The sequence below is a fragment of the Microvirga antarctica genome (genome assembly GCF_017921815.1).
GTDB lineage: Bacteria > Pseudomonadota > Alphaproteobacteria > Rhizobiales > Beijerinckiaceae > Microvirga > Microvirga antarctica.
In genome coordinates this window covers 1-22177 of the sequence record NZ_JAGEMM010000003.1, presented here as the reverse complement: position 1 = coordinate 22177, position 22177 = coordinate 1, and the positions used below count along the sequence as shown (strand labels likewise).

Genomic DNA, 22177 nt, shown 5'->3' with positions numbered 1-22177 from the left:
AATTCAGCTTCCTTCCCGGCGCCGACCGCGCGCAGCCGCGAGCATCACCGCCTGGACGATCTCGACATGGGTCCCGCAGCGGCAGAGATTGTAGCGCAGTGCCTCGCGCACCTCGATCTCGCTCGGTTGCGGCTTCACGTCGAGGAAAGCCTTGGCGGTCATGATCATACCGTTGATGCAATAACCGCATTGCGCCGCCTGCGCATCGATGAAGGCCTGCTGGATGGGATGGGGCGCCTCGGTCGTGCCCAGCCCCTCCAGAGTCACGATGTCGCGGCCCTCTGCCAGACGAACCGGATAGGCGCAGGCGCGCGCCGTTGCCCCGTCGAGCAGCACGGTACACGCGCCGCATTCGCCAAGGCCGCAGCCAAATTTTGGGCTGTTCAGAGCAAGGTCATTCCGCAGGAAGAAGAGCAGCGGCGTGTCCGGCTCGCCCTCGACGCGATGCTCAACGCCATTGACGCGCAGGGCAAAGCTTCGCGCGGGCCGCGTCATGCGAACTCACATATCCGTGAAGTATGAACCCTCGCCGACACCGCGCGCTCCCGGATCATTCGTAGGCAACGGAGATCATAGCGATTCCAAGACAGCCGCAATCGCGTTCCCTTTCTTGACCACCTAGTGCGAAACGACGAAAGGCACCTTCTCCGCCGGCGGCGTATTGCGACTGACGCCGGAGCGGACGATGCCATCTATCACGATCATGCCCACGCCCGGCAGGTCGCCCAACTGGATACTGTGCAGGAAGTTCGTGCCGGCCGAATGTTGGGCCTTGTCCATGAAAACGAAATCTGCGGAGCGACCGACCTCGATCAGCCCGCAATCGAGATTGCGCATCCGCGCGGTGTTGCCCGTGGCGAAGCAGAAGGCGATCTCGGCTGGGACATCGCCGAGCGAGGACAGCATCGAGACCATCCGCGCGATGCCCAGCGGCTGCACTCCCGAGCCTGCCGGCCCGTCCGTGCCAAGAATGACGCGCTGAAGCTCGCCCATTTCGCGGGCAACGCGCAGCGTGTACAACGCCGCGCGCTCGTTGCCGTTATGGACGAGTTCCAAGCCGCGTTTGCAGCCTTCGCAGATGCAGCGGATCTCGCGGTCCGGCAACGCGGTGTGCCCGCCATTGATGTGGCCGACGACATCGGTGTCGGCCTCAAGAACGACGTCGGCGCCAATGAGGCCCGAACCCGGAATCGACGGGCCACCGGTATGGATGGTGGACTGGATGCCGTACTTTCTCGCCCAAGCCACCATCGTCTTTGCCTGCGCGCCGTCCTTGACGCCGCCGAGCCCGACCTCACCCAGAAGCTTCACGCCGGCCTCGGCCAGGTCCTTGAAGTCCTGCTCCACCATACCGGGCTCGATCACCGGTGCACCGGCATGAATTTTCACGCCGCCGGGGCGGAAATTGGTGAAGGCGCGCTGCGCATAAATCGCCATCGCCTTCAGCCCAACGATGTCCTTGGGACGGCCCGGCGTATGAACTTCGCCGGCGGAGATCATGGTGGTGACGCCGCCATGCATCGTCGAATCGATCCAGCCGATCTGGTTCTGGCGTGGTGTCCAGTCGCCTGCCACAGGGTGGACATGGCTGTCGATCATGCCCGGCAGCAGGACGGTGCCATTCGCATCGATGATGCTGTCGGCCATGTCGGTGTCGAGATCCTTGAAGCGACCGAAGGCCGCGATCCTGCCGCCGACGGCGACGAGCGTATCGGCCTCGAGGATGGGGTTGGTGATGTCGCCGCTCAACAGCAGGCCGATATTCCTGATGACCAGCTTGTGGTCGGCCTTGATTGTCGCTGTCTGCTGTTCCGCCATCGTGTCCTCCGCCGTCGAACCGCGCTTGCTCTTCCGATGATTGACAAGCGCCAAACTTGCAATCATATCGTTTGCACACGAACGATTTTGAGCAGGCATTTCCCGGCCTGTCAAGCTCGGAGGATGGGCATGTCTTTCGCAGTGACCGACGCCTGCATACGCTGCAAATACACCGATTGCGTCTCAGTCTGTCCGGTCGATTGCTTCTATGAGGGCGAGTCGATGCTCGTCATCCACCCGGACGAATGCATCGATTGTGGAGTCTGTGAGCCCGAATGCCCGGCCGAGGCGATCGTTCCCGATACCGCCGACGATGCGCAGCGCTGGATCGAACTGAACGCCCGGCTCGCCGTCCTGTGGCCGAACATCACCGATCGCCGTGACCCGCCGGCCGATGCCGACGCGTGGAAGGGCGTTCCCGACAAGTTGAAATTTGTGCCCGAGGCGGCTGCGTGACGTCTTCGCCGTTTGCATCAAGTATCGTGAGGCTGACCTGATGAGCAATTATTTCGAGGAACGGGTGCTGAGCGTCCATCACTGGACCGATACGCTTTTCAGTTTCACCACGACACGCGACACGTCGTTCCGCTTCAAGAACGGCCAGTTCACCATGATCGGGCTCAGGGTGAACGAAAAGCCGCTGCTGCGGGCCTATAGCGTGGTCAGCACGAACTACGACGAGAGCCTCGAGTTCTTCTCGATCAAGGTGCCCGACGGCCCGCTCACCTCCCGCTTGCAGAACCTCAGCGTCGGCGATCCGATCATCGTCGGGAAGAAGGCGACCGGCACCCTCATCGTCGACAACCTCACGAGCGGAAAGCACCTCTATCTGCTCGGCACGGGGACGGGGCTTGCCCCGTTCATGGCGCTGATCCGCGACCCCGAGACCTATGAGCGATTCGAGAAGGTCGTGCTCGTCCATGGCTGCCGCCAGATTGCCGAGCTTGCCTATGGGGAGCGGATTACCGCTGAACTGCCCAAGGACGAATTCCTCGGCGAGATGATCCGCAACCAGCTGATCTATTACCCGACGGTGACCCGGGAGCCCTTCCGCAATCGCGGCCGCGTCACCGAACTGCTGACCTCGGGCAGACTGGCGGAGGATACCGGGTTGCCCGCGATCAACACGGAGACCGATCGGTTCATGATGTGCGGAAGCCCTCAGATGATGAATGACCTGAAGGGGATCTTCACCCAGGCGGGCTTCAAGGAAGGCAATCACGGCGAAGCCGGCGAGTTCGTGCTCGAAAGAGCGTTTGCTGAACGCTAGCCTGCACGGCCGCTCATCGTGCCGCCGACGCAACAACCACACCATTCGTGAGCCTGCTCGAAGAGGCTCGCCCGGCTGCGGGCTTTCGCCCATCTTCACGCGACACCGCTCACGGCGTGCGCGGCATCGCGAGAACCACGAGCTTCTACCGGGCAACACATCCAGCGGACGGTGTGTTCCATCACTTGACGAACGGCACCTAGCGACACTGATGGTCTTCAAGCTCACCGATTGCTTTGAGCCCCGAATGTGCTCGGTGGTCACTAACGTAACCCCTCGATGTATCGAGTCGTCGATGTTTTCCGGGCATCGTCGTTGGCACCCATCGGCGAGGGACGGCACGTTTTGACTTCGAATGTGACGCAGCACTCACCCTCTCCGCTAATTTCCGGCTTAGTGCCATATTCAGCGAGAATATCTTCGACAATCCCAAGCCCGAGCCCGCTCGAGGTGGTGTCTGATCGGCCCGTCATTCCGCGCTCGGGCAGTCCCTTGTTGGAACCGTCTGAAAAGCCCGGTCCATCGTCCTGTATGCTCAGGCGCGCCTTATCGCCGACAAGGTCCACCTGAATCATCACGCGGCTGGCGGCCCACTTTCTCGCGTTATCGAGAAGGTTCCCCATCACCTCACCGAAATCGTGAGGATCCATATCGACACCGAGGTCCGGCGGGATCCTGGTTTGCCAGTTCAGTCGATCGCCTCTGGGCATGCGGTACATCAACCTCAGAAGGCGGGTCACTGTCTCGTTGACGGCCGTGTAGGCGCCGCCTCCGACCGAAGCACCGCTCATGCGTGCGCGCGCGACCTCTCGGTCAACGTGATCTCCAATCGAGAGCAATTGCTCCTTTATCCGCTCGCCCTCGTCTGACAGACCTTTCATCTCAAGACGCCGCACCTCCCCTGTGAGAATGGTCAGGGGCGTCTTGAGTCCATGGGCCAGCGCGCCGGCTCTGTCGCGCGCCTTGCGGATCAGATTTTCCTGCCGATCCAGGAGCTTGTTGATGCTCTCGACCAGAGGAGCGATCTCGCGGGGGAAATGCTCCGGCATGCGGCGGATTTTGCCACTCTGAACGGCGTTGAGCTCCTGTCCGACCGTCCGCAAAGGCCTTAGTCCCAACCAGATCTGCAGCCACGCGAACAGCATGAGGACCGCGGCGATGGGAACGAGGACGCGCGTCACGTCCCAACCAAAGGCCTCTCGCAGCACCACCACCTGATTGTGATCCACGGCGACCGCAAGTTCGAAGACGCGTGTCCCGGAGAGCCCATCAAGAGTAACCTCCCGAACCACCACATACACTTCAGAGCCGTCCGGACCCTCGGCCTCGTAAGCGGCCTGCGGCTGCGCGCCGTCTTGTGACTCGGCGCGCGGGAGCTCCTTGTCAAACAATGAGCGGGATCTGAGAACCGGTCTGCCGTTTTCCGAAATCTGCCAATAAGCGCCGCCATACGGTTGCTGATAGCGCGGATCGGTCATCCTCTGGATCAGGGAGGGATCCCCGTCGGTGCCGATTTCAAAGGCGGCGGCAAGTTCGGTCCAATGGAGGTTCAAGTTCTGCTCGACGTAACGAAGCACTTGCCGTTCGAATGAAAACACCAAGGCGCCGCCGGCCACGGCGATTGTCACGACAATGCTGGCAACCGCCACCGCGAGCACCCGCAGTCGGATGGAATCCCTTTTCATTCCGCCGCGCTTTCCATGATGTAGCCATGACCGCGACGCGTCTGAATGGAGTCAGGCCCGATCTTGCGCCGCAGCCGTGTCAGCAGCGCCTCGACCGCATTGGTTTCCGGCTCGTCCAGTCCATAGACATGCTCCACGAGTTCACTCTGCGACACGACCCGGTCGCGATTGTGGGCAAGGTATCTCAGCAGCCGAAACTCCAGCGGCGAAAGATCAATCGATCGGCCGTCAAGCATGACGCGCAATCTGCGGGTGTCGATCCGGAGCGATCCGATCTCGATCAACGGCGTGACATGTCTGCCGACGCGACGCAGCAATGCGGCCAGACGAGCCAAAAGCTCCTCCATCTCAAAGGGTTTGGTCAAGTAATCGTCAGCGCCGGCATCGATTCCCTCGACCCGCTGCAGCCACGCGCCGCGCGCCGTGAGAACGAGGATCGGAACGATGCTCGCCTCCTCGCGCAGTTGTCGAACGACAGACAGGCCGTCGAGTTTGGGAAGACCGAGATCAAGGACGAGAGCGTCGTAATCTTCCGTCGACGCGCGAAACCAGCCCTCCTCACCGTCCCTGGCAATGTCGGCTACATACCCTGCGTCGGCGAGCGCCCGTTGAATATCGCTGGCGATGGCTGGCTCGTCCTCGATGATCAGAACTCTCATCAACGCCTCTTAATCTCTAAGATCTGGTTGCGCCTGGCATCGACGATCACTTCCCGATATCGGCGATCGGTCGTGAGTATGAGGACTTCGTAACGCCACTCGCCGGTCCACGTCTGGCGCAGGTCAACCTGCAGGACGCGGCCCGGAACCGCTTTAGACACCGTGGGTAGCACGGTCCGCAATGAGAGCGCCCATCCGTTCGAGACGGCGTTCCTCGCCTCGTCCTGGGATGTGCTGCCCCAACCGCCGTTTCGGGGCGGGTGAGCGGCCGCACGGCCTTCCTCCCTGCCACCGCCATCACGGGGGCCCACACTTGCGCCTCGCCCGCTCCCGTCATCGCCGCCCCCGCGTCCACTTCTGTCGTCGCCGCCGCCCCGGCCGCTATTGCCGCCACCGCGGCTGTCGTCCCCGCCACCGCGCCCGCTGTTATCACCCCCACGGCCCCCATCTTCTCCGCCACCGCCGCTCCCGCTGTTGCCGCCTCCGCCGCCGTCGCCATCCTTGGCAGTCGCGATTGTCGGAAGGGCGATCCCTGAGCTTAGGATGACGAAGACCAGCCAACCGACAGAGAAAAAGTGACGCCGTTTCATGGGGCCTTCCAAAGAAGCTCAGCATAACACACCAGGCTGATTTTTCGCTGACACGCCGCGTCAGGTTCATGTCTCCCTTCGCCGTCTACATCTCGATCGAGGACGCGGATCCCCCGCTCCAGATGATCGGAGAATGACAATGTCGATGCGAACAAAGAACGGCCCGAGCGCCCTGGTTCTGAGTGCGATCCTTCTGTCGGCGGCGGCCGCCGCCGTCCCGGCGTTCGTCGGGAGCGCGATCCTGTCGCCCGCCACCGCGAAGGGAGGCGATAACGGGGGCTCCGGCAGCGGGTCCGGCGGCAGCAATGACGGCGGGGGACGGGGTGGAAGCGAGAGCAGCGGAGGACGGGGCGGCAGTGAGAATGGTGGCGGTCGTGGAGGAGATGACGGCGGCGGCAGGAGCGGTCGTGGAGGCGACGACGGTGGCAGCCATGGTGGCGCCGACAGCGGCGGACGAGGCGGTCGTGGAGGAGATGACGGTGGCAGCCGCAACGGTCAGGGGGGAAGCGACCGCAACGAGAGCGGCAACCGCAGTGACCGAGGCGGGGACGACCGTGGTGGCCGCGGCCGTGGGGAAGCCGATGGGCGCTCGGGCGGGGGCGAAAATCGAGGCCGGGTTGGTAACGGTGAAGACCATGCGGGAAGGCAAACGCGCGAGCGTGATGGGACGCGGACCCAAACCCGTACGCGCAGCGCCGATGACATCGTCGAGGTCAGGAGGGGTCGTGCGCGTGGGGCAGATGATCCAATTTCAATCACGGACGATCGCGGCGGCCGGGCAAGACGCGAAAACCGCTTCGAAGTGGGGGATGATCGTCGGATGACTCGTCCGTAGAGGTCAAGCTGCCAGATAGCGGAGGCTCCGCTGGGGCCTCCGCATCACCGAGACGAGCCTTTAGACCCCGGTGATTGCAGTTCAATTACTTCCTGCCCTTCATATGATCGGAAAGTACGCGCTTCAGCAGACGAGTGAACTGGAGCAGACGAGAGAACTGGCAAAGTCCGTCCTCAAAAATGGAATGATAAAAGGCCAAGATCCTAACAGGGTCGCGTATGCAATTGAGGTTCTTTCGTCTCGGGATCGCTATCGTTCCCCATGGTGCAATTATCGACGACAAAAAAGCATCGGCACTTGGCTTAACTGTTGATTTTCTTCCGCCAGAGAGCGATCTCTGGCGACAAATCTGGATATTTTATTTGTAAAATTCGACGCTCCGCAAAGCAAATACGTCAAGGGATTTGAAGGCCGCAAAAGCAGCACCGCCATCCCGTCAGCTGCCTGCCGAGCTCGTGCCTTCCCGGTGCCGCCCAAAGCTGGGATAGCGACAGCTCGGCAAGAAATGCCTGTTCAAGTCGCTGCGATTCACAAGAAAAATGGTGCCGCAAGAGGGATTCGAACCCCCGACCCCCTCATTACGAATGAGAAGGCGGGAGTTTCCTGTTGGATCCGGAGGTTTCCTTATCTGCCTCTATTCCGTTCGAGTACAAAGGCTTATATGGTCCCTGATGTCTTGGCGTTTCCGTCAACTTCCCTAAACGGTGGTCACCCGGTGGTCACCGAGATTTTGGTGCCCACCGATGTCGAACGAACGCGCCTCTATCAAAATCAACAAGCGGACTGTCGACGCTGCCCTTCCCACTGCGGCTCGTTATGTGCTCTGGGACGTCGACCTCAAAGGTTTTGGCCTTCGAGTTGAGCCATCAGGGGTTAAGTCTTTCATTGCGCGATACCGTCCCGGCGCCGGTGGCCGGACCGCTCCCAAGCGATTTGTCAGCCTCGGTCGCTATGGTGCTTTAACCCCGGATGATGCTAGGCGCCTCGCTCGGGAAATCCTTGGTGCTGCGGCGAATGGCCAGGATCCAGCGGACGCGATAGTCAAAGAGCGGGCTGCGGCCTCGGTTACCGAATTGGCTAATGCATTTGTCGCGGAACACGTCAAGAAAAAGAGAAAATCTAAAACGATAGAAAGTTACGAGCACGTCATTAATGCATACCTCGTGCCGGCGTTTGGAACGCGGAAAGCCAACGCGCTGCCCCGTGCCGATCTTTCTCGTCTCCATGGAAAACTTTCGGACAAGCCTGCCATTGCGAACCGGCTGGTTGCAGTCGCCAGTTCAATGTTTTCTTGGGGGTCGCAGCACGGGTACGTGCCCGAGGGGTTCAACCCGGCCGCCCGGATCGAGAAGTACAAGGAAATTCAGCGTGAGCGATTTCTTTCCACCGACGAGCTGGAGCGCATGGGTGAGGCGCTGAGAGAAGCGGAGACCATTGGTCTGCCTTGGGAGCCTGACCAGAGCAAGGCCAAGGCAAAACATGCCCCGAAAGCTGAAAACCGTCGAGTGAAAATATCCGGCGAAGTCGTTGCAGCGATCAGGTTGCTACTGCTGACGGGAGCGCGCCTTCGGGAAATTCTCCATCTGCGGTGGACATACGTTGACCTTGAGCGTGGCCTATTGCTTTTGCCTGAATCGAAGACCGGTCGGAAAACGATTATCCTGAACGCCCCAGCCCTCCTGATCATCGAGGGCCTGAACCGGACGTCGCCGTTCGTCATCCCGGGCGACGACCCTGAGAAGCCTCGCTCCGATTTGAAACGCCCTTGGGCTGCCGTGTCCGCGCGAGCGGGCCTGACAGGGGTGAGGTTGCACGACCTTCGGCACACCCATGCCAGCTTTGGCGCTGGATCAGGAATGGGTTTGCCGATTATAGGCAAGCTTCTTGGACACTCGCAGGCTGCGACGACTGCTCGCTATGCTCATCTTGACGCCGATCCGCTCCGACGCGCGTCCAACAAGATTGGCGGGGCACTTTCCGCCGCGCTAGAAGGTAAACTGAAAGCTGAGGTCTTACCGATAAAGAAGATACGGCCATGAACTAACCACCATTCGGGTGGTTCTCTCCTGTCCGTAAGTGTTTTGATACAATTGATCGCTTCCAGCCCCGCCCACCGCCGCGCCTGCGTGGATCATGTGATTGCAGAACTGGACCTGTCCGAGAGACGGGTCTGCCGGGTTCTCGGACAGCATCGTTCCACGCAGCGAAAGATCCCAACGACACCCGACGACGAGGCGGCGTTGACCGCCGACATCATCGCGCTTGCCCTTCAGTACGGCCGTTACGGCTATCGGCGCATTGCCGCTCTGCTGCGGTATTCCGGCTGGATGGTGAACATCAAACGGGTCGAACGGATCTGGCGACGGGAGGGGCTGAAAGTGCCGCAAAAGCAGCCGAAGAAGGGGCGGCTCTGGCTTAACGACGGATCGTGCATCCGTCTGCGACCCGAGTATCCCAATCATGTCTGGTCCTACGACTTTGTCGAGGATCGCACGCACAATGGACGCAGGTTCCGCATGCTCAACGTCATCGACGAGTTCACCCGCGAATGCGTCGCGATCCGGGTCAGCCGAAAGCTGAAGTCTGTTGATGTTATCGATGTGCTCTCGGACCTGTTCATCCTGCGTGGTGTCCCAGGCCATATTCGGTCAGACAACGGCCCGGAGTTCATCGCCAAAGCGGCTCGCGACTGGATCAACGCGGTGGGGGCAAAGACAGCCTACATCGAGCCCGGCAGCCCTTGGGAGAACGGTTACTGCGAAAGCTTCAATTCGAAACTCCGCGACGAACTGCTTAATGGCGAGATCTTCTACACCCTCAAGGAAGCGCAGACGGTGATCGAGAGTTGGCGACGGCATTACAATACCGTGCGTCCGCACTCATCTCTCGGCTACAAGCCACCCGCCCCAGAGGCAGTGCTGTGGCCGGCTGCGCAACCCGGACCAGCTCCGCCGGCCACCCCGACGATAGCGCCAAGACTCATCATGCACTAACAATCAAACCGGACCACCTCCTGGGGGCCGGCCAGTAGGATGACACGTCACTTTCCAAGCTAACGGTTCCGGCTAGGTCTGTTATCATTCCGCATCGGGGCAGGTTCCATTGGCCCCTGGAGGGTGAGTCCGATGGCTGATCGTGAGGATAAAAACCGACCAATCACCTTCAAGGACCCCTCGCGGGATTCCGGCAACAATTTGCTCCCGATGTTGATTGGCGGACTTGTCCTGGTAGTCGTCGGTGGTTTGGTAGTGGTGGCGTTTGTTTTCTAACGCTCAAGCCTGACGCCTTGCCTTGACTGGACCGGACCTACCCCCCGCGCTTTATACAGCGTGGCCCTGCAAGTATTAGGCCCCTAGTCCCTATGATTGCTGGGCCTGCGGGTGGCCCGTCATCCGATATGCAACGGTACGAGGGTTAAGCCGGCTGGCCGGCGCAGAGCCTCATGCATAGGAGACGGGCCACCCGCAGGCCCAGCAATCATAGGGACTAGTGGATTGATCGGAACAAAGGAGTCCGAATTGGGATTCCCAGTCTCTTGATAGCGTGCGAGTCTGGGGGATGCGTGATGGCATCACTTTCAGCGTATCGGCCGCCGAGCGTCAGCGATTGCGCGACATCGCGGCCGACCCCAAGAGCCCGCAGAAGCACGTCTGGCGGGCGCGCATTGTCCTGCTGAGCGCCGACGGCCTCGGCACCTTGGCGATCATGGCGGGGACGAGCAAGTCCAAGACCTGTGTGTGGCGCTGGCAGGAGCGTTTCATGCAGGCAGGCGTCGACGGTCTGCTTCGCGATCGATCCCGTCCGCCCGGCAAGGCGCCGTTCCCGCCTGACCACGTTGCGGAGATCGTGCGCCGGACGCTTGAGCCGCCCCCGCATGAGGCGACACACTGGACGCTGCGCGCCATGGCGAAGATCGCCTGCGTAGCCGCATCGACGGTGCAGGCGATCTGGAAGGCCCACGGCCTCAGCCCGCACCGCTGGCGGAGCTTCAAGCTCTCCAACGACCCGGCCTTCGCCGAGAAGCTTACCGAGATCGTCGGCCTGTATGTCGATCCGCCGGCCCATGCGGTGGTGCTGTCGGTCGACGAGAAGTCGCAGATCCAGGCGCTCGACCGCACCCAGCCCGGCCTGCCGATGAAGAAGGGGCGGCTCGGAACCATGACCCATGACTATAAACGGCACGGCACGACCACGCTGTTTGCCGCGCTCAACGTGATCGACGGGACGGTCATCGGACAGAACATGCAACGCCACCGCCATCAGGAGTTCATCCGCTTCCTCAACCGCATTGAGCGCGAGGTGCCGGCCGACAAGGCCATCCATGTGATCCTCGATAACTACGCGGCGCATAAGAAGGACAAGGTCCGAGCATGGCTCGACCGCCATCCGCGCTGGACCTTCCACTTCACCCCGACATCGTGCTCGTGGCTCAACGCCGTCGAGGGCTTCTTCGCCAAACTCTCGCGGCGCAGGCTCAAGCACGGCGTCTTCCATTCCGTCGTCGACCTTCAAGCCGCCATCAACAGCTTCATCCGGGAATACAACGCCGACGACCCCAGGCCCTTCATCTGGAAAGCCGATCCCGATGACATCATCGACGCCCGAAACCGAGGGTTCCAAACGTTGGAATCAATCCACTAGTCGTTTGTGGAAACCCGCGCGTAGCCGAACTTCGTCATCTCCGCCCTCGATGTCTCAATAGGTTCTAGACCTTTTCTCAATGCCGTATCAAAATTTGAATATCAACTCTATTGAGACACCTTATGCGTCTCAGCGCACCGTCTCGCTGCCGTATACCCATGCGAGCCGAGGGCGGGTGGGGGAACCGAGCCCGCCGCCCGCGTCGAACCGGATGCGGAGGGACCATCCCCGCGTGGGCGGGGGACCCTCACCCTTGGCCAATCGGCGAAATTGGCCCGCATTGGTAAGACGACCCTAAGACGGGCGATCAAGGCAGGGCGGATTTCGGCTCACAGGCGCGAGGATGGCAGCTACCAGATCGATGCCTCGGAACTCGCACGAGTCTACGAACTCGCCCCTGTGACCCCCGAGACGGGTCTTATGACGGGTCCTATGGTGAGCGCCGAGACCCCCATTCGTGACACCGAGACTGTCTTGAGACAGGCGGCGTTGGATGCCCAAATTGAGGGTTTGAAGGAGATCGTTCGACGCCTCGACGACCAAGCTCGTGACCTGCGAACAGATCGAGACCAATGGCGTGCCCAAGCCGAGCGCCTCGCTATGACAGCACCGCGTTCGTGCTGGCGGCGGATGGTCGGGTAGTTTCTTCTGGTTTTTTTATCACTCGCGAGGGGTTTGGCATCGCAATGTCCGCGACAATCGCGTGACGATGGGATCGTAAAAGGCACGCTTGGGCACTGGATATTCGATGTGAACTTCGTGACCTGCGCCGCAGCCCTCTATCACCTTGGTGTAGACGACGGTTGACCCGTCAATTCCGGAAAGAACCAGCCAGCCCTTCCCTTCGGCCTTGTAGGTCGCCCGTTCCGGTTTGGTCTCTTTGGCCAGCCAAACCTTGTAGGCTGCGAATGTGTCCGTCACCACATACGGCCCGTAACTTGCCGACACCCAAAGCCGTGCGCCGTCGTCCGCGTTGAATGCTCTCCCATCGCCATTCTCGGGCGGTAGATCAACCGACTTGAAGAGGGCGGGTATCTCCGCAATGGTCCCGAAACGTGAATTATTATAGCGGCTCCAACCCTGGCCAAGTGGTTGCCATGTGTCCGCGTCCCCTAACTGTCGTGGAACGGGTCGCATCTCCATATCGTCGTTGCCGTCCCATTGGACAGCGCCGGTCTTGAGATCGATGTTGAGGGAGAACATTTGCGGGGCGGTTTCCGGAGCGCCTCCGCACTTTTTGTTGTGCTTCTCCCGTACGTCCACGGTAGCGACCTTGCCGTCGTTATCGTCAATCATGAGGAAGACGCAATCGAGCTGCTTGGTGGTCAAAAGTCGGCTTTGGCGGATGGTTTTGAACGCCAGATCGTACGCTTTGGCATCAGACGCTTCAGACGCCATTGCATGAGGGGCGATCAGTGAGAAAAAGATGGAAGCGAGCCATGGCGTGCTGGGCTTCATCCGATGTGTTCCCCTATTTACCCGTATTTTAGGAGTGCCCCCCGCGCCATCACGAGGGTGCAAGGCTTTGCTGTCCTCTGCGTATCGGGTCGGCGTTGCCCCCGCCCAGCAACATGCTGAGACCCAGCACCCCACTTGTGCAACATTATTTACACCCTTCGACCCCAAGCGTAGCAGATTCAGGTTCAGGCGCAAACACCGAGGCCCCTTTTTTCCAGATCGGCTGGACCGGCGGCTGGCGGAGTAAGGGGAACACTGCTACGCTTGATCATGATTGTCCGTCGTCAGAACATTTGGCGCAATTCGCGGAGTAAATTAGCGGAGTGTCAGCCTCGTCTGGGGGGTGATGTAATGACGGCTAGCAATTTGTGTAAATCTTGAATTATGCACCGGTGCAAGCAGCTGTTGCGGCGGCTAGTTAGTGCCGCCGCGACTGCCGGCAATAGAGCTAGGGACGTCAGGGATCGGCTTACCGAGTCCTTGGCGCCATACCGCAACCGCGAGGCGGCATTCGCCCTAGCGGTCTTTCTCGGCCGATTGGTCCATGCCGGGGAGGGTGGGCCGGATCGTTCCCGATCGACCGACGAGCCTTGGCCGGCCATGACGGCCACGAACTCACGGAAGCCCGGGTCAGCGGCGCAATCAAGGCCCTTGAGGAGGTTGGCTACCTGGACCGCGCGATCGCCGCTGGTTCGGCCTACAAACCCAGGGAGAACGGATCCTATCACTCCGTGCCGGGATGGTGGCAAGATGCAGCAGTCGAGGATGGACGCGGATGAAGCTTGTTGTTGGACTAGCCGGAATGGTGTGCGTAGGTGGCTTCAGCTCTCCCACGACCGCCCAGAACTACTCCGGGTGTGAGTATTCCAGTATCCTGTCCACCAGTTGTAAACAGCCGGTTGCTGAGCCCTTCTCATGGACCGCCTTGTTGGGAAACAGCACGGACAGCTATCTTCGCACCGTCCGTCGTTTCGCGAAGTGCTGGGGGCCGTTCCCCGTGCATACGCGTCAAGTAAGCCAGATTGAAGTATTTATGAAAAGCCTCGATGGCATCGAGGAGGTAAACTATGCGTCCCAACGAATTTCCACCGTTGGTTGCTACCCGGATCCTGACATCGAATCGCTCCGAGACCCTGCCATAACAGCATCTTTCCTTGATGGTCGCTTATACAATATCCACAGAACATACCACGGATGTTCGGGCTTTACCGCTGGCTGCCGGATCGGCTCGATGGAATACGATGCTCGAATTTTGGCAACCGTCCGCCAACCTTTCGCATACGACCCGGCACGCGGGAAAACTGACAAGGCAGCAAAAGAAGTATACGCAAGCCGGTATGCCAAGGAGCTAGCCGATCCCGCCCTCGCGGCGAAGCTCGCGCAGGCCGGTAATTGTAACACGGTCAGCGTCGACGCCAGTGCGCCAAAATATTCCCTCGCGTATTTCTGGCCGTCCTACCGGTGCATCGTGGATGTAGACGTTACCGAGAATATTTGGCGATCGCGATCGCTGATCGACGTTACCCGCAAGAACGACATCGCTGATGTTGGGATATACGCCACCGAGCAGCAGTTCTCACTCCTCGAAATGGAAAAGCTGGCGCGACAAGCCTTGGCAGACGAAGATTTGAGGATTGAAGCCGATGCTGCGGCGCAGCATGAGACATTGAAAAGTCAAAAGAAAGCGCCGATGTGGAGCACAAAATAAGACGCTCAGCTTCATGATCAACCAACGTGTTACTCGCGAAGAGATCGAGCAGAAGCGTGTTTTTGTAACTATATTTTATGACTTTTGCCGGCTGTCTCGATAAAACTTGAAGCGTCTCGAAGTGGGACGTCAAGACGCTAGGGATCACGTGTGATAAAATAGCTCTCTAGTGGCGGCCCTTCGCTTGATGTCACATACACGGCGTCCTGCAATGATCTTCCTTCGATCTTAACCTCGACGGGTCATCTCGTTCTACGACCGTGCTTCGGTGCGAGAAAACTTCCTAGGTGATCAGTCCCGGCATCTGGTGGATCGGGTTTAGGATGAATCGATCCGGCTCTAATGTCCAGATTTTGCAGATGTATTCGTTGGGTGTGAGGCCGTTCAGCGTCTTGAGCCTGCGGGCGAAGTTGTAGGCTGCTGGGAAGTCCGCGAGGTTGGTTCGCAGTTGGTCGTGGCTTTCGTAGTGGAAGCGTTTGACGGTCGCCTCCTTTATCGTGCGGTTCATCCGCTCGACCTGGCCGTTAGTCCAGGGGTGGTTGGGCTTGGTCAACCGGTGCTCAATCCCGTTCGCCTCGCAGATCATGTCAAAGCGCATCGGCCGGGAATAGATGGTGTTGCGGTTCCGGGGTTGCTCGGCGAACTGGATACCATTGTCGGTCAAGATGGTGTGGACCTGATACGGCACGGCCTCGAGCATGTGCTGCAGGAACTCCCAGGCAGTCTTTCTGTCAGCCGTTGCAACGAGTTGCGCGACAGCAAACTTGGCGGTCCGGTCAATGCCTACAAAGAGATAGAGCTTGCCTTCGCCGGTTTGCACTTCGGCGATATCAATGTGGAAGAACCCGATGGGGTAGCGCTTGAACTTCTGGCGCTTCGGCTTGTCGCCCTCGACATCAGGCAGGCGCGAGATGCCGTGCCGCTGCAGGCAGCGATGCAGCGCTGACCGCCTCAGGTGCGGGATAGACGACTGAAGCGCATAGAGGCAGTCGTCCAGTGGCAGCAGTGTGTGGCGCCGGAACGCGACGACCATCGCCTCCTCGGCCTCCGTCAGCACGGTGGACCGTGGTTCCGTCGGCCCGGTCTTCATATGCTCGACTGTCGCTCGCTTCCGCCACTTTGCCACCGTCTTGGGATTGATGCCCAACTCCCGGCTCAGCTGCGCGAGCGAAGCTTGCGATCGCTGTATTGCTGCTCGGACGACGTGCGTGGTCGTGGCGCTCCCGTGACGAACTTGTCCCATAGTGCTTCCTTCCATTTTCGAGAAAGGATCGCACCATCAAACCGTGGGATCAAACACCTAGTCGATCTGCCCGTCAGTCGACCTTCACGCCGCTAGTCTAGTCTTCATGTGAGTTCCCTACGAAATGCGCCCTCGCAAGCAATCTCCTGAGGACCGGCTCATAGTGCGGATCTCGCCTGAGAAAGCCAGACCCGAGTTAACCGTTCGGGAGGTGGTGGTCCCATGTCCAACGGCAGGTCATAGCCCCTTCCTTGCGAATGCAGCTAACGCTCCACTTGTCGATTTTGGCGGTTCTCTCGATGTAGTAAATGCCCGCTTCTCGGTCTTCGCCGCAGCCCTTGAGATAGGGACTGCCCTTGGGTCGGTTCAGAGAGGAGCGCATCAGCGTCAGGGTGGCGCAGGTGACCGCGCTGTCGATTTGCACCGCCTTCTCTTCGGCTAGTGCCGGTGTCATGGCGGCGGCGAGGGCGGTAGCTAGGATCAGACGCTTCAATGCCGTTCCTCCGGTTGGTTAGTTCTGCTTGGCTCACTTTCGGCCGGGTTGATTGTGAGACGGCAGAGCATACGTTCAATGACGTTACTTTGATAGTAGATGGCGCGGTCGAGTGCTGTCGAGGAACAGATAATCCGGCGCATAAATGAAGATCTCTGTCCGGCATGGTAGTCGTGCTTATTGATTGGGTGGCGGCGCGCCGATACCCCCCGGTGCCATGGAGCCGTGTGGGCTCGGGACTGTGAGAATGGGTTGCGCGAGGGCGTGTCTCTGTCGCCTGAACTCCGCAGAAGCTCTGTCATCGCAACACCTCAGCGCGATCCGCCGCCGGGGCCATCTTCCCGATGCATAGCCGTAAGTTTACCCACGGCCTAGGTAAGGGCCATTTTAATGATTGCTCGGAGAATCGCCTGCTCGCCTCATATCTTACTGCTGCCGAGAAAAATTGCATAAATCAAGAATTTTGCAGGTGGCATTTTGGTCGGTAGTTCTGCCAATGGATACCGTTCCGCCGGAATGCCTCGCCTGGGCGAGTCAAACCTTCCGGATGTCCGCCTGTGCCGTCATCGGACTGCCGTAAGGCCAGAACGGCCAGGGTTGTTAGAAGCTTCGGCGCCCGTTCTCCTCTGTAGATGGGGCTATCGCCGCTTTGGCTTACAGGCGGACCATTCGCGTCTGAATTGGGGCGGATGTCCTCGTCTGCCGCACGCTAAAGTTGCGCGGAGCGCAGGCGCAGCGCATTGACGATCACCGAAACCGAGCTGAGCGACATGGCGAGCGCGGCGATGATCGGGCTGAGCAGGAGGCCGAACGCGGGGTAGAGAACCCCGGCCGCGACCGGGATGCCGATCACGTTGTAGGCGAAGGCAAAGACCAGGTTCTGGCGGATGTTGCGCATCGTCATCCGGCTGAGCGCGCGGGCACGGGCGATGCCCATGAGATCGCCTTTGACCAGGGTGATGCCGGCGCTCTGAATGGCGACGTCCGTGCCGGTGCCCATCGCGATGCCGACATCAGCCTCCGCGAGGGCGGGGGCGTCGTTTACCCCGTCGCCGGCCATAGCGACGGTGCGACCCTCGGTTTTCAGTTGCCGGACGATGCGGTGCTTGTCCTCGGGCAGCACGTCGCCTTGAACCTCCTTGATGCCGAGCGTCCGGCCGACCGCTTCAGCGGTCCGCGCGTTGTCGCCCGTCAGCATGACGATGCGAATGCCATCCGAGTGCAACTTTTCGAGCGCCGCCGGCGTGCTGGCCTTGATAGGATCGGCGATGCCGATGACAGCGCCGGGCTTGCCATCGACCGCCATGAACAGGGCTGTTGCCCCCTTGCTGCGCAAATCGTCGGCTTGCCCGTTCAGGTCGGCAAACGGAATGCCGAGACCATCCATCAGGGCTTTGTTGCCGAGCGCCACGAGGCGTCCCCCGACCTTACCGCTAACGCCTTTGCCCGTGACGGAAGTGAAGTCCGTGGGGTCTTCGATCGCAAGGCCGCGCTCGCGCGAAGCTGCCACGATAGCGGCCGCAAGGGGATGCTCGCTCGACCGCTCCAGGCTCGCGGCCATGGTCAGAAGGCCGCTCTCGGCAAATCCGCCTGCCGCCACCACGGTCGTTACCTTTGGCCTGCCCTCGGTCAGGGTTCCGGTCTTGTCGACCACCAGTGTGTCCACCTTTTCCATGCGCTCTAGCGCCTCGGCAGATTTGATCAGGACACCCACGCCAGCCCCTTTGCCGACGCCAACTCCGATGCTCATGGGAGTAGCCAATCCAAGCGCGCAGGGACAGGCGATGATGAGGACCGAAACGGCGGCGATCAAAGCGTAGGACAGCGCCGGAGCCGGACCCCACACGGCCCAGGCAATGAAAGACAGCACCGCGATGACCAGGACGGCGGGGACAAAATAGCTGGCGACAAGATCGGCCATGCGCTGGATGGGTGCGCGGCTGCGCTGCGCCTCGGCAACCATCTGGACGATGCGAGCCAGCATCGTATCGGAGCCGACTTTGTCGGCCCGCATGATCAGGGAGCCGGTGCCGTTGACCGTACCACCGATCAGCTTGGCCCCGGCCTGTTTCGCGGCCGGCATGGACTCACCCGTCACCATGGATTCATCGACGGCGCTTTTGCCGTCGATCACGATACCATCGACCGGCACGCCGCTTCCAGGTCGCACCCTCAGCATATCGCCGAGTTGCACCTGATCGAGCGCGACTTCCTGATCGTCGCTGCCGGCTTTCAGTCGCAGCGCGGTTTTTGGTGCGAGATTCAGCAGGGCGCGAATCGCACCGCCGGTCTGGTCACGGGCGCGCAGCTCCAGCACTTGACCGAGCAGCACGAGCACGACGATGACAGCAGCGGGCTCGAAATAGACCGGGACCATGCCGCCCATTTCATGGAAGCCGGCAGGGAAGACGCCCGGCGCGAACGCGGCGACAAGGCTGTAGAAATAAGCCGCTCCCGTCCCGAGCGCGATCAGGCTGAACATGTTCAGGCTGCGGTTGACGATCGAGGCCCAGCCACGCGCGAAAAAGGGCCAGCCGGCCCATAGAACGACGGGCGTGGACAAAGCGAACTGCACCCAGGTCGAGAGTTGGGGCGAAACTACATTGTGCAAGCCCAAAGCCGGGATGTGGCTGCCCATTTCCAGCACGAAAACCGGCAGTGTCAGCGCAAGCCCGATCCAGAAGCGGCGGGACATGTCCGCCAGCTCGTGGTGGGGCGGCGCATCGGCTGTGACCGTGGCCGGCTCCAGGGCCATTCCGCAGATAGGACAGCTTCCCGGCCCGACCTGCCGGATTTGCGGATGCATCGGGCAGGTGTAGATCGCACCGACAAGCGCAGGCCTCGCCTCGCGTGGACCCAGGTTCAGGTATTTTGCCGGACCGGCCATAAAGTTGCTGCGGCAGCCGGCCGAGCAGAAGAAATAAGCCTGCCCGTCATGCTCGGCCGTGTGAGCCGTCTTGAGCGGCTCGACCATCATCCCGCAGACCGGGTCTTCAACTCGCTGCGCCAGTGAATCGGCAGGTTTGGGCGTGCCTTGACCACAGCCGCAACAGCTCCGCCCCCCGGAAGGGGTGTCGAGAGTATGATTTTTCATGTTTCTTTGACCTCTTCCCCAGTTGTGAGCCTTCCCATGGTGGTAAGGTCAAGCACAATCTGAAAAGGAGTTTTATGCAGGTTGGACAAGCAGCTTAGGCGTCTGGGTGACGGCGAGGATGATCCGTCACCACGAGATGATCGACCTCATTCCTTCAGGAGCGACCGAAATCGATGCAGTTCCGGGTAAAGGCCATTGCGCTCCCGCACGTTGCCAACTGGAAACGAAGATCCAGCGCATGCGTGAAATGGCAGGCATGCTGCATGGCCTTGCCAATGCCTGTGAAGGTGGCGACAGGCCGGAATGTCCCATCATGAAAGGCCTTGGCGGGCAGTCATGCTAAGGCGGGCGGAATTTGTTCAAATATCAAAAGTTTCGCGCAGAAGTCTGACCCGCCTCACGCATGCGTGAGGCAAGGAAAACAGTTAATGACTTTGCGCTAACGGTTTTTATGGAATGGCTGGCGCGAAAATTGATGCTCATTTCAGATACCCTCCTGTTTTTTTTGAAGGCTATCCTCTGGTCGAACCCAATCCCGCGTCACCATGGCTGCATCAACGACCCGGGGGAAGAGAGCGATGAAAGTGGTGCCGTCTTTTTCGGAGGAGGTAACCCTAATCGTTCCGCCGTGAGCCGAGACAATTTCCTTCGTAATGTAAAGCCCTAAACCAAGATTTGTCGAGCCGTTGCCTTCAGCTCCTCCACGAACCATGGCCTCGAAAATTCCGCCTATGGCGTCCTTCGGAATCGGAAGGCCTTCGTTATGGACGGAAAGTGAAACCGACTTCGTGTCGCCGATGATCGTCACGTCGATGGGGAGGTCTTTGAAACCATACTGGACAGCGTTGCCAAGCAGATTTGAAAACACCTGCCCTATGCGAGGCCTGTCCCAAACGCCTGCGGTGTCTCCCGAACTTTTGATTGTGAAGGTCCGGCTCGGATGCAGGCTTCGCATCTCCTCAACCAGTTGTCGGCATACGAATGCCATGTCCATTTCCTCTCGAAGGACATGCAGTCCCGATCCAAGTCGAGCCCGAGTAAGATCGAGAAGCTGATCCATCATTTCGAGCGATCGGTCGCCACTTATGACAACCTGCGCGATCAGCATTTCCTGGCGCGCATTCAGCGACCCGATACTTTCAATCAATCTGGCCGCCATTATCATCGCGCCGATAGGATTGCGAAGATCATGGCCTAGAACGCCTAGAAAGAGATCACGCGAATGATCGACCGTTTTTGAATAGTAGCTGATCGATTCCGTATTTGCTTGATCGATGGCTTCATTGAACCGGACCAAATCGGCCACGCTCTGGCGAGTTGGTTCTAAATCCTGAGCAGCCCATAACTTGGTCACGCTGGCGCGCAAGGCGCGATACTCAGATACCATTTGGTCGAGGTTAAAACCACCGGCTTGGCGCAGGGCTGCATGAATTTCTGCAACACTATCCGTCGCGGACTTGGGCTGCTTGCCGCGCGATTTGTTTGTCTGCTCAGAGTCCGTCTGGACGGTGTCAATGTCGTCGGCAATGAATACAAGGATGTAGCTAATATGGTTGCGCAGGGAAAGCGGGCTCATGCCGCTGGCGGCCGGGACCAAGGAGCGCGCAAAATTTTCCCACTCAACGATGATCTCTTCGGAGTTTTCACGAATGAAAGCAGACAGGCGCATTTTATTCCTTGGCTTTTGTGTCCTACCCATAAGTGAAGGCCGTTCCGACTCGTTGAGTGTGATGGCCCGACGATCAATCGTATCGCTTCGGAAAAATACTCACCGTGTCGGCATCGGATCATAACAGCCTGAGCGCGTGTGCGATATCCTACTTGGACGGCCGAAATGTGGTGGCAGGATACTCCGCCTCCAGGCATGTGCGAAAATCAAGAATTTTGCACAAAGATCTCGACCTAGTGCGATCAAGCACTTACGCTGTGCATAAATCACGTGCAAAACTGGAGCGCTTCTATGGCCCTGATTGCCTATGCCCGCGTCTCAACCGACGGCCAGACTCTCGACGCTCAGATTTCCCAGCTCAAGGCTGCCGGCGCCGACAAAATCTTCAAGGAAAAGGTCAGCGGTGCTCGAGCCGATCGCCCGCAGCTCAGAAAAGCTCTCGCCACCCTCATGTCGGACGATGTTCTCGTCGTGATTCGCCTGGACCGACTGGCGCGTTCGACACGTGACCTTCTCAATATCCTCGACGAGGTCGCAAGCAAGGGTGCCCACTTCCGGTCTCTGAGCGACACCTGGGCCGATACGACAACTCCGCATGGTCGCCTGATGCTGACGGTGCTCGGTGGACTTGCCGAGTTCGAACGCGAGCTCATCCGGGCCAGGACGGGCGAAGGCCGTGAACGCGCCAAGGCCAATGGGGTGCAGATGGGGCGGAAACCGAAACTGACGCCGCACCAGAGGAAAGAAGCCCTTCGCCGGAGGGACGCTGGCGAGGCCCTAACGGCGATCGCTCGAACGTACGATGTCAGCCATTCGACGATTTCACGGTTGCAGGCCTGATGACGGTCATCCACGGAGTTGCCGGCCAGGCTAAATCCCAAAGTTGACTAGGGTCAGGACCCATTGATTTAAGATGCTCGATCTGATTCAGGTTCCGCAAGGAGACTGAGCATGAGCGACCTTTACTGGCTGACGGACGAGCAGATGGCACGGCTTCAGCCGTATTTCCCCAAG

Annotated in this window: 17 protein-coding genes and 2 pseudogenes; 10 read left to right on the top strand and 9 right to left on the bottom strand. The window is 59.9% G+C overall.

The genetic code is table 11. The features are described 5' to 3' along the window. Positions 1–3: 3 nt before the first annotated feature. Both J4G32_RS11315 and J4G32_RS11310 read right to left on the bottom strand, forming a co-directional pair. A complete protein-coding gene (locus tag J4G32_RS11315) occupies positions 4–495 on the bottom strand; it encodes a (2Fe-2S)-binding protein (RefSeq protein ID WP_210492339.1) in 492 nt (163 codons plus the stop codon). A gap of 123 nt (positions 496–618) precedes the next feature. Then, positions 619–1818 (bottom strand): amidohydrolase family protein, encoded by a 1200-nt coding sequence (locus tag J4G32_RS11310; RefSeq protein WP_210492334.1) that lies wholly within the window; start codon positions 1816–1818, stop codon positions 619–621. Positions 1819–1947: 129 nt separating this feature from the next. Here J4G32_RS11310 and fdxA point away from each other — a divergent pair, with 129 nt between their 5' ends. Continuing rightward, complete coding sequence (gene fdxA, locus J4G32_RS11305) at positions 1948–2274, top strand: ferredoxin FdxA (RefSeq protein ID WP_210492316.1); 327 nt, start codon at positions 1948–1950, stop codon at positions 2272–2274. A 40-nt stretch (positions 2275–2314) separates the two neighbouring features. Then, positions 2315–3088 (top strand): ferredoxin--NADP reductase, encoded by a 774-nt coding sequence (locus tag J4G32_RS11300; protein WP_210492309.1) that lies wholly within the window; start codon positions 2315–2317, stop codon positions 3086–3088. Between the two features lie 263 nt (positions 3089–3351). Here J4G32_RS11300 and J4G32_RS22085 read toward each other — a convergent pair whose 3' ends face one another. Both J4G32_RS22085 and J4G32_RS11290 read right to left on the bottom strand, forming a co-directional pair. After that, positions 3352–4746 (bottom strand): ATP-binding protein, encoded by a 1395-nt coding sequence (locus J4G32_RS22085; protein WP_210492300.1) that lies wholly within the window; start codon positions 4744–4746, stop codon positions 3352–3354. A 23-nt stretch (positions 4747–4769) separates the two neighbouring features. Then, positions 4770–5432 (bottom strand): response regulator transcription factor, encoded by a 663-nt coding sequence (locus J4G32_RS11290; RefSeq protein WP_210492292.1) that lies wholly within the window; start codon positions 5430–5432, stop codon positions 4770–4772. 895 nt (positions 5433–6327) lie between these two features. On the opposite strand from J4G32_RS11290, the gene J4G32_RS11285 reads away from it, so the two are divergent. The 5 genes and pseudogenes from J4G32_RS11285 to J4G32_RS22260 all read left to right on the top strand — a co-directional run. Next, a complete protein-coding gene (locus tag J4G32_RS11285; protein WP_210492282.1) occupies positions 6328–6846 on the top strand; it encodes a hypothetical protein in 519 nt (172 codons plus the stop codon). A 754-nt stretch (positions 6847–7600) separates the two neighbouring features. Continuing rightward, positions 7601–8896, top strand: coding sequence for a tyrosine-type recombinase/integrase (locus J4G32_RS11280; protein ID WP_210492272.1), 1296 nt, complete (start codon positions 7601–7603; stop codon positions 8894–8896). A 63-nt stretch (positions 8897–8959) separates the two neighbouring features. Then, positions 8960–9850: pseudogene (locus J4G32_RS11275) on the top strand (IS3 family transposase); the annotation flags it as partial. Between the two features lie 565 nt (positions 9851–10415). Further along, positions 10416–11498 carry an IS630 family transposase gene (locus J4G32_RS11270; protein WP_210492263.1) on the top strand — a complete coding sequence of 361 codons (1083 nt, stop codon included), beginning with the start codon at positions 10416–10418 and terminating at the stop codon, positions 11496–11498. A gap of 258 nt (positions 11499–11756) precedes the next feature. Continuing rightward, positions 11757–12140 (top strand): annotated as a pseudogene (locus J4G32_RS22260) (hypothetical protein); the annotation flags it as partial. A gap of 18 nt (positions 12141–12158) precedes the next feature. Here the strand turns inward: J4G32_RS22260 and J4G32_RS11265 are convergent. Further along, entirely contained in the window at positions 12159–12956 is a 798-nt protein-coding gene (locus J4G32_RS11265) for a hypothetical protein (protein WP_210492257.1), read from the bottom strand. Positions 12957–13731: 775 nt separating this feature from the next. Here J4G32_RS11265 and J4G32_RS11260 point away from each other — a divergent pair. Then, the gene (locus J4G32_RS11260; RefSeq protein WP_210492255.1) at positions 13732–14664 is read left to right on the top strand and encodes a hypothetical protein; all 933 of its coding nucleotides are present in this window, start codon (positions 13732–13734) and stop codon (positions 14662–14664) included. A gap of 283 nt (positions 14665–14947) precedes the next feature. On the opposite strand, the gene J4G32_RS11255 is transcribed toward J4G32_RS11260, so the two are convergent. The 3 genes from J4G32_RS11255 to J4G32_RS11245 form a co-directional block, all read right to left on the bottom strand. Further along, positions 14948–15907 (bottom strand): IS481 family transposase, encoded by a 960-nt coding sequence (locus J4G32_RS11255; protein ID WP_210492252.1) that lies wholly within the window; start codon positions 15905–15907, stop codon positions 14948–14950. Between the two features lie 196 nt (positions 15908–16103). After that, positions 16104–16400: a hypothetical protein gene (locus J4G32_RS11250; RefSeq protein ID WP_210492246.1), complete on the bottom strand. Its 297-nt coding sequence runs from the start codon at positions 16398–16400 to the stop codon at positions 16104–16106. A gap of 709 nt (positions 16401–17109) precedes the next feature. Continuing rightward, positions 17110–19494 (bottom strand): heavy metal translocating P-type ATPase, encoded by a 2385-nt coding sequence (locus J4G32_RS11245; RefSeq protein ID WP_210492241.1) that lies wholly within the window; start codon positions 19492–19494, stop codon positions 17110–17112. A 136-nt stretch (positions 19495–19630) separates the two neighbouring features. On the opposite strand from J4G32_RS11245, the gene J4G32_RS11240 reads away from it, so the two are divergent. Next, the gene (locus tag J4G32_RS11240) at positions 19631–19837 is read left to right on the top strand and encodes a MerR family transcriptional regulator (protein WP_210492232.1); all 207 of its coding nucleotides are present in this window, start codon (positions 19631–19633) and stop codon (positions 19835–19837) included. 141 nt (positions 19838–19978) lie between these two features. Here J4G32_RS11240 and J4G32_RS11235 read toward each other — a convergent pair whose 3' ends face one another. Next, complete coding sequence (locus J4G32_RS11235; protein ID WP_210492224.1) at positions 19979–21163, bottom strand: sensor histidine kinase; 1185 nt, start codon at positions 21161–21163, stop codon at positions 19979–19981. A 291-nt stretch (positions 21164–21454) separates the two neighbouring features. On the opposite strand from J4G32_RS11235, the gene J4G32_RS11230 reads away from it, so the two are divergent. Then, entirely contained in the window at positions 21455–22003 is a 549-nt protein-coding gene (locus J4G32_RS11230; RefSeq protein ID WP_210492209.1) for a recombinase family protein, read from the top strand. Positions 22004–22177 lie beyond the last annotated feature (174 nt).

What these genes read in the sequence shown, in the direction of transcription:
- J4G32_RS11315 (WP_210492339.1), bottom strand. Translation starts at nt 495, where the DNA reads ATGACGCGGCCCGCGCGAAGCTTTGCCCTGCGCGTCAATGGCGTTGAG.
- J4G32_RS11310 (WP_210492334.1), bottom strand. Translation starts at nt 1,818, where the DNA reads ATGGCGGAACAGCAGACAGCGACAATCAAGGCCGACCACAAGCTGGTC.
- fdxA (WP_210492316.1), top strand. Translation starts at nt 1,948, where the DNA reads ATGTCTTTCGCAGTGACCGACGCCTGCATACGCTGCAAATACACCGAT.
- J4G32_RS11300 (WP_210492309.1), top strand. Translation starts at nt 2,315, where the DNA reads ATGAGCAATTATTTCGAGGAACGGGTGCTGAGCGTCCATCACTGGACC.
- J4G32_RS11290 (WP_210492292.1), bottom strand. Translation starts at nt 5,432, where the DNA reads ATGAGAGTTCTGATCATCGAGGACGAGCCAGCCATCGCCAGCGATATT.
- J4G32_RS11285 (WP_210492282.1), top strand. Translation starts at nt 6,328, where the DNA reads ATGACGGCGGGGGACGGGGTGGAAGCGAGAGCAGCGGAGGACGGGGCG.
- J4G32_RS11280 (WP_210492272.1), top strand. Translation starts at nt 7,601, where the DNA reads ATGTCGAACGAACGCGCCTCTATCAAAATCAACAAGCGGACTGTCGAC.
- J4G32_RS11270 (WP_210492263.1), top strand. Translation starts at nt 10,416, where the DNA reads ATGCGTGATGGCATCACTTTCAGCGTATCGGCCGCCGAGCGTCAGCGA.
- J4G32_RS11265 (WP_210492257.1), bottom strand. Translation starts at nt 12,956, where the DNA reads ATGAAGCCCAGCACGCCATGGCTCGCTTCCATCTTTTTCTCACTGATC.
- J4G32_RS11260 (WP_210492255.1), top strand. Translation starts at nt 13,732, where the DNA reads ATGAAGCTTGTTGTTGGACTAGCCGGAATGGTGTGCGTAGGTGGCTTC.
- J4G32_RS11255 (WP_210492252.1), bottom strand. Translation starts at nt 15,907, where the DNA reads ATGGGACAAGTTCGTCACGGGAGCGCCACGACCACGCACGTCGTCCGA.
- J4G32_RS11245 (WP_210492241.1), bottom strand. Translation starts at nt 19,494, where the DNA reads ATGAAAAATCATACTCTCGACACCCCTTCCGGGGGGCGGAGCTGTTGC.
- J4G32_RS11240 (WP_210492232.1), top strand. Translation starts at nt 19,631, where the DNA reads ATGATCGACCTCATTCCTTCAGGAGCGACCGAAATCGATGCAGTTCCG.
- J4G32_RS11235 (WP_210492224.1), bottom strand. Translation starts at nt 21,163, where the DNA reads ATGCGCCTGTCTGCTTTCATTCGTGAAAACTCCGAAGAGATCATCGTT.
- J4G32_RS11230 (WP_210492209.1), top strand. Translation starts at nt 21,455, where the DNA reads ATGGCCCTGATTGCCTATGCCCGCGTCTCAACCGACGGCCAGACTCTC.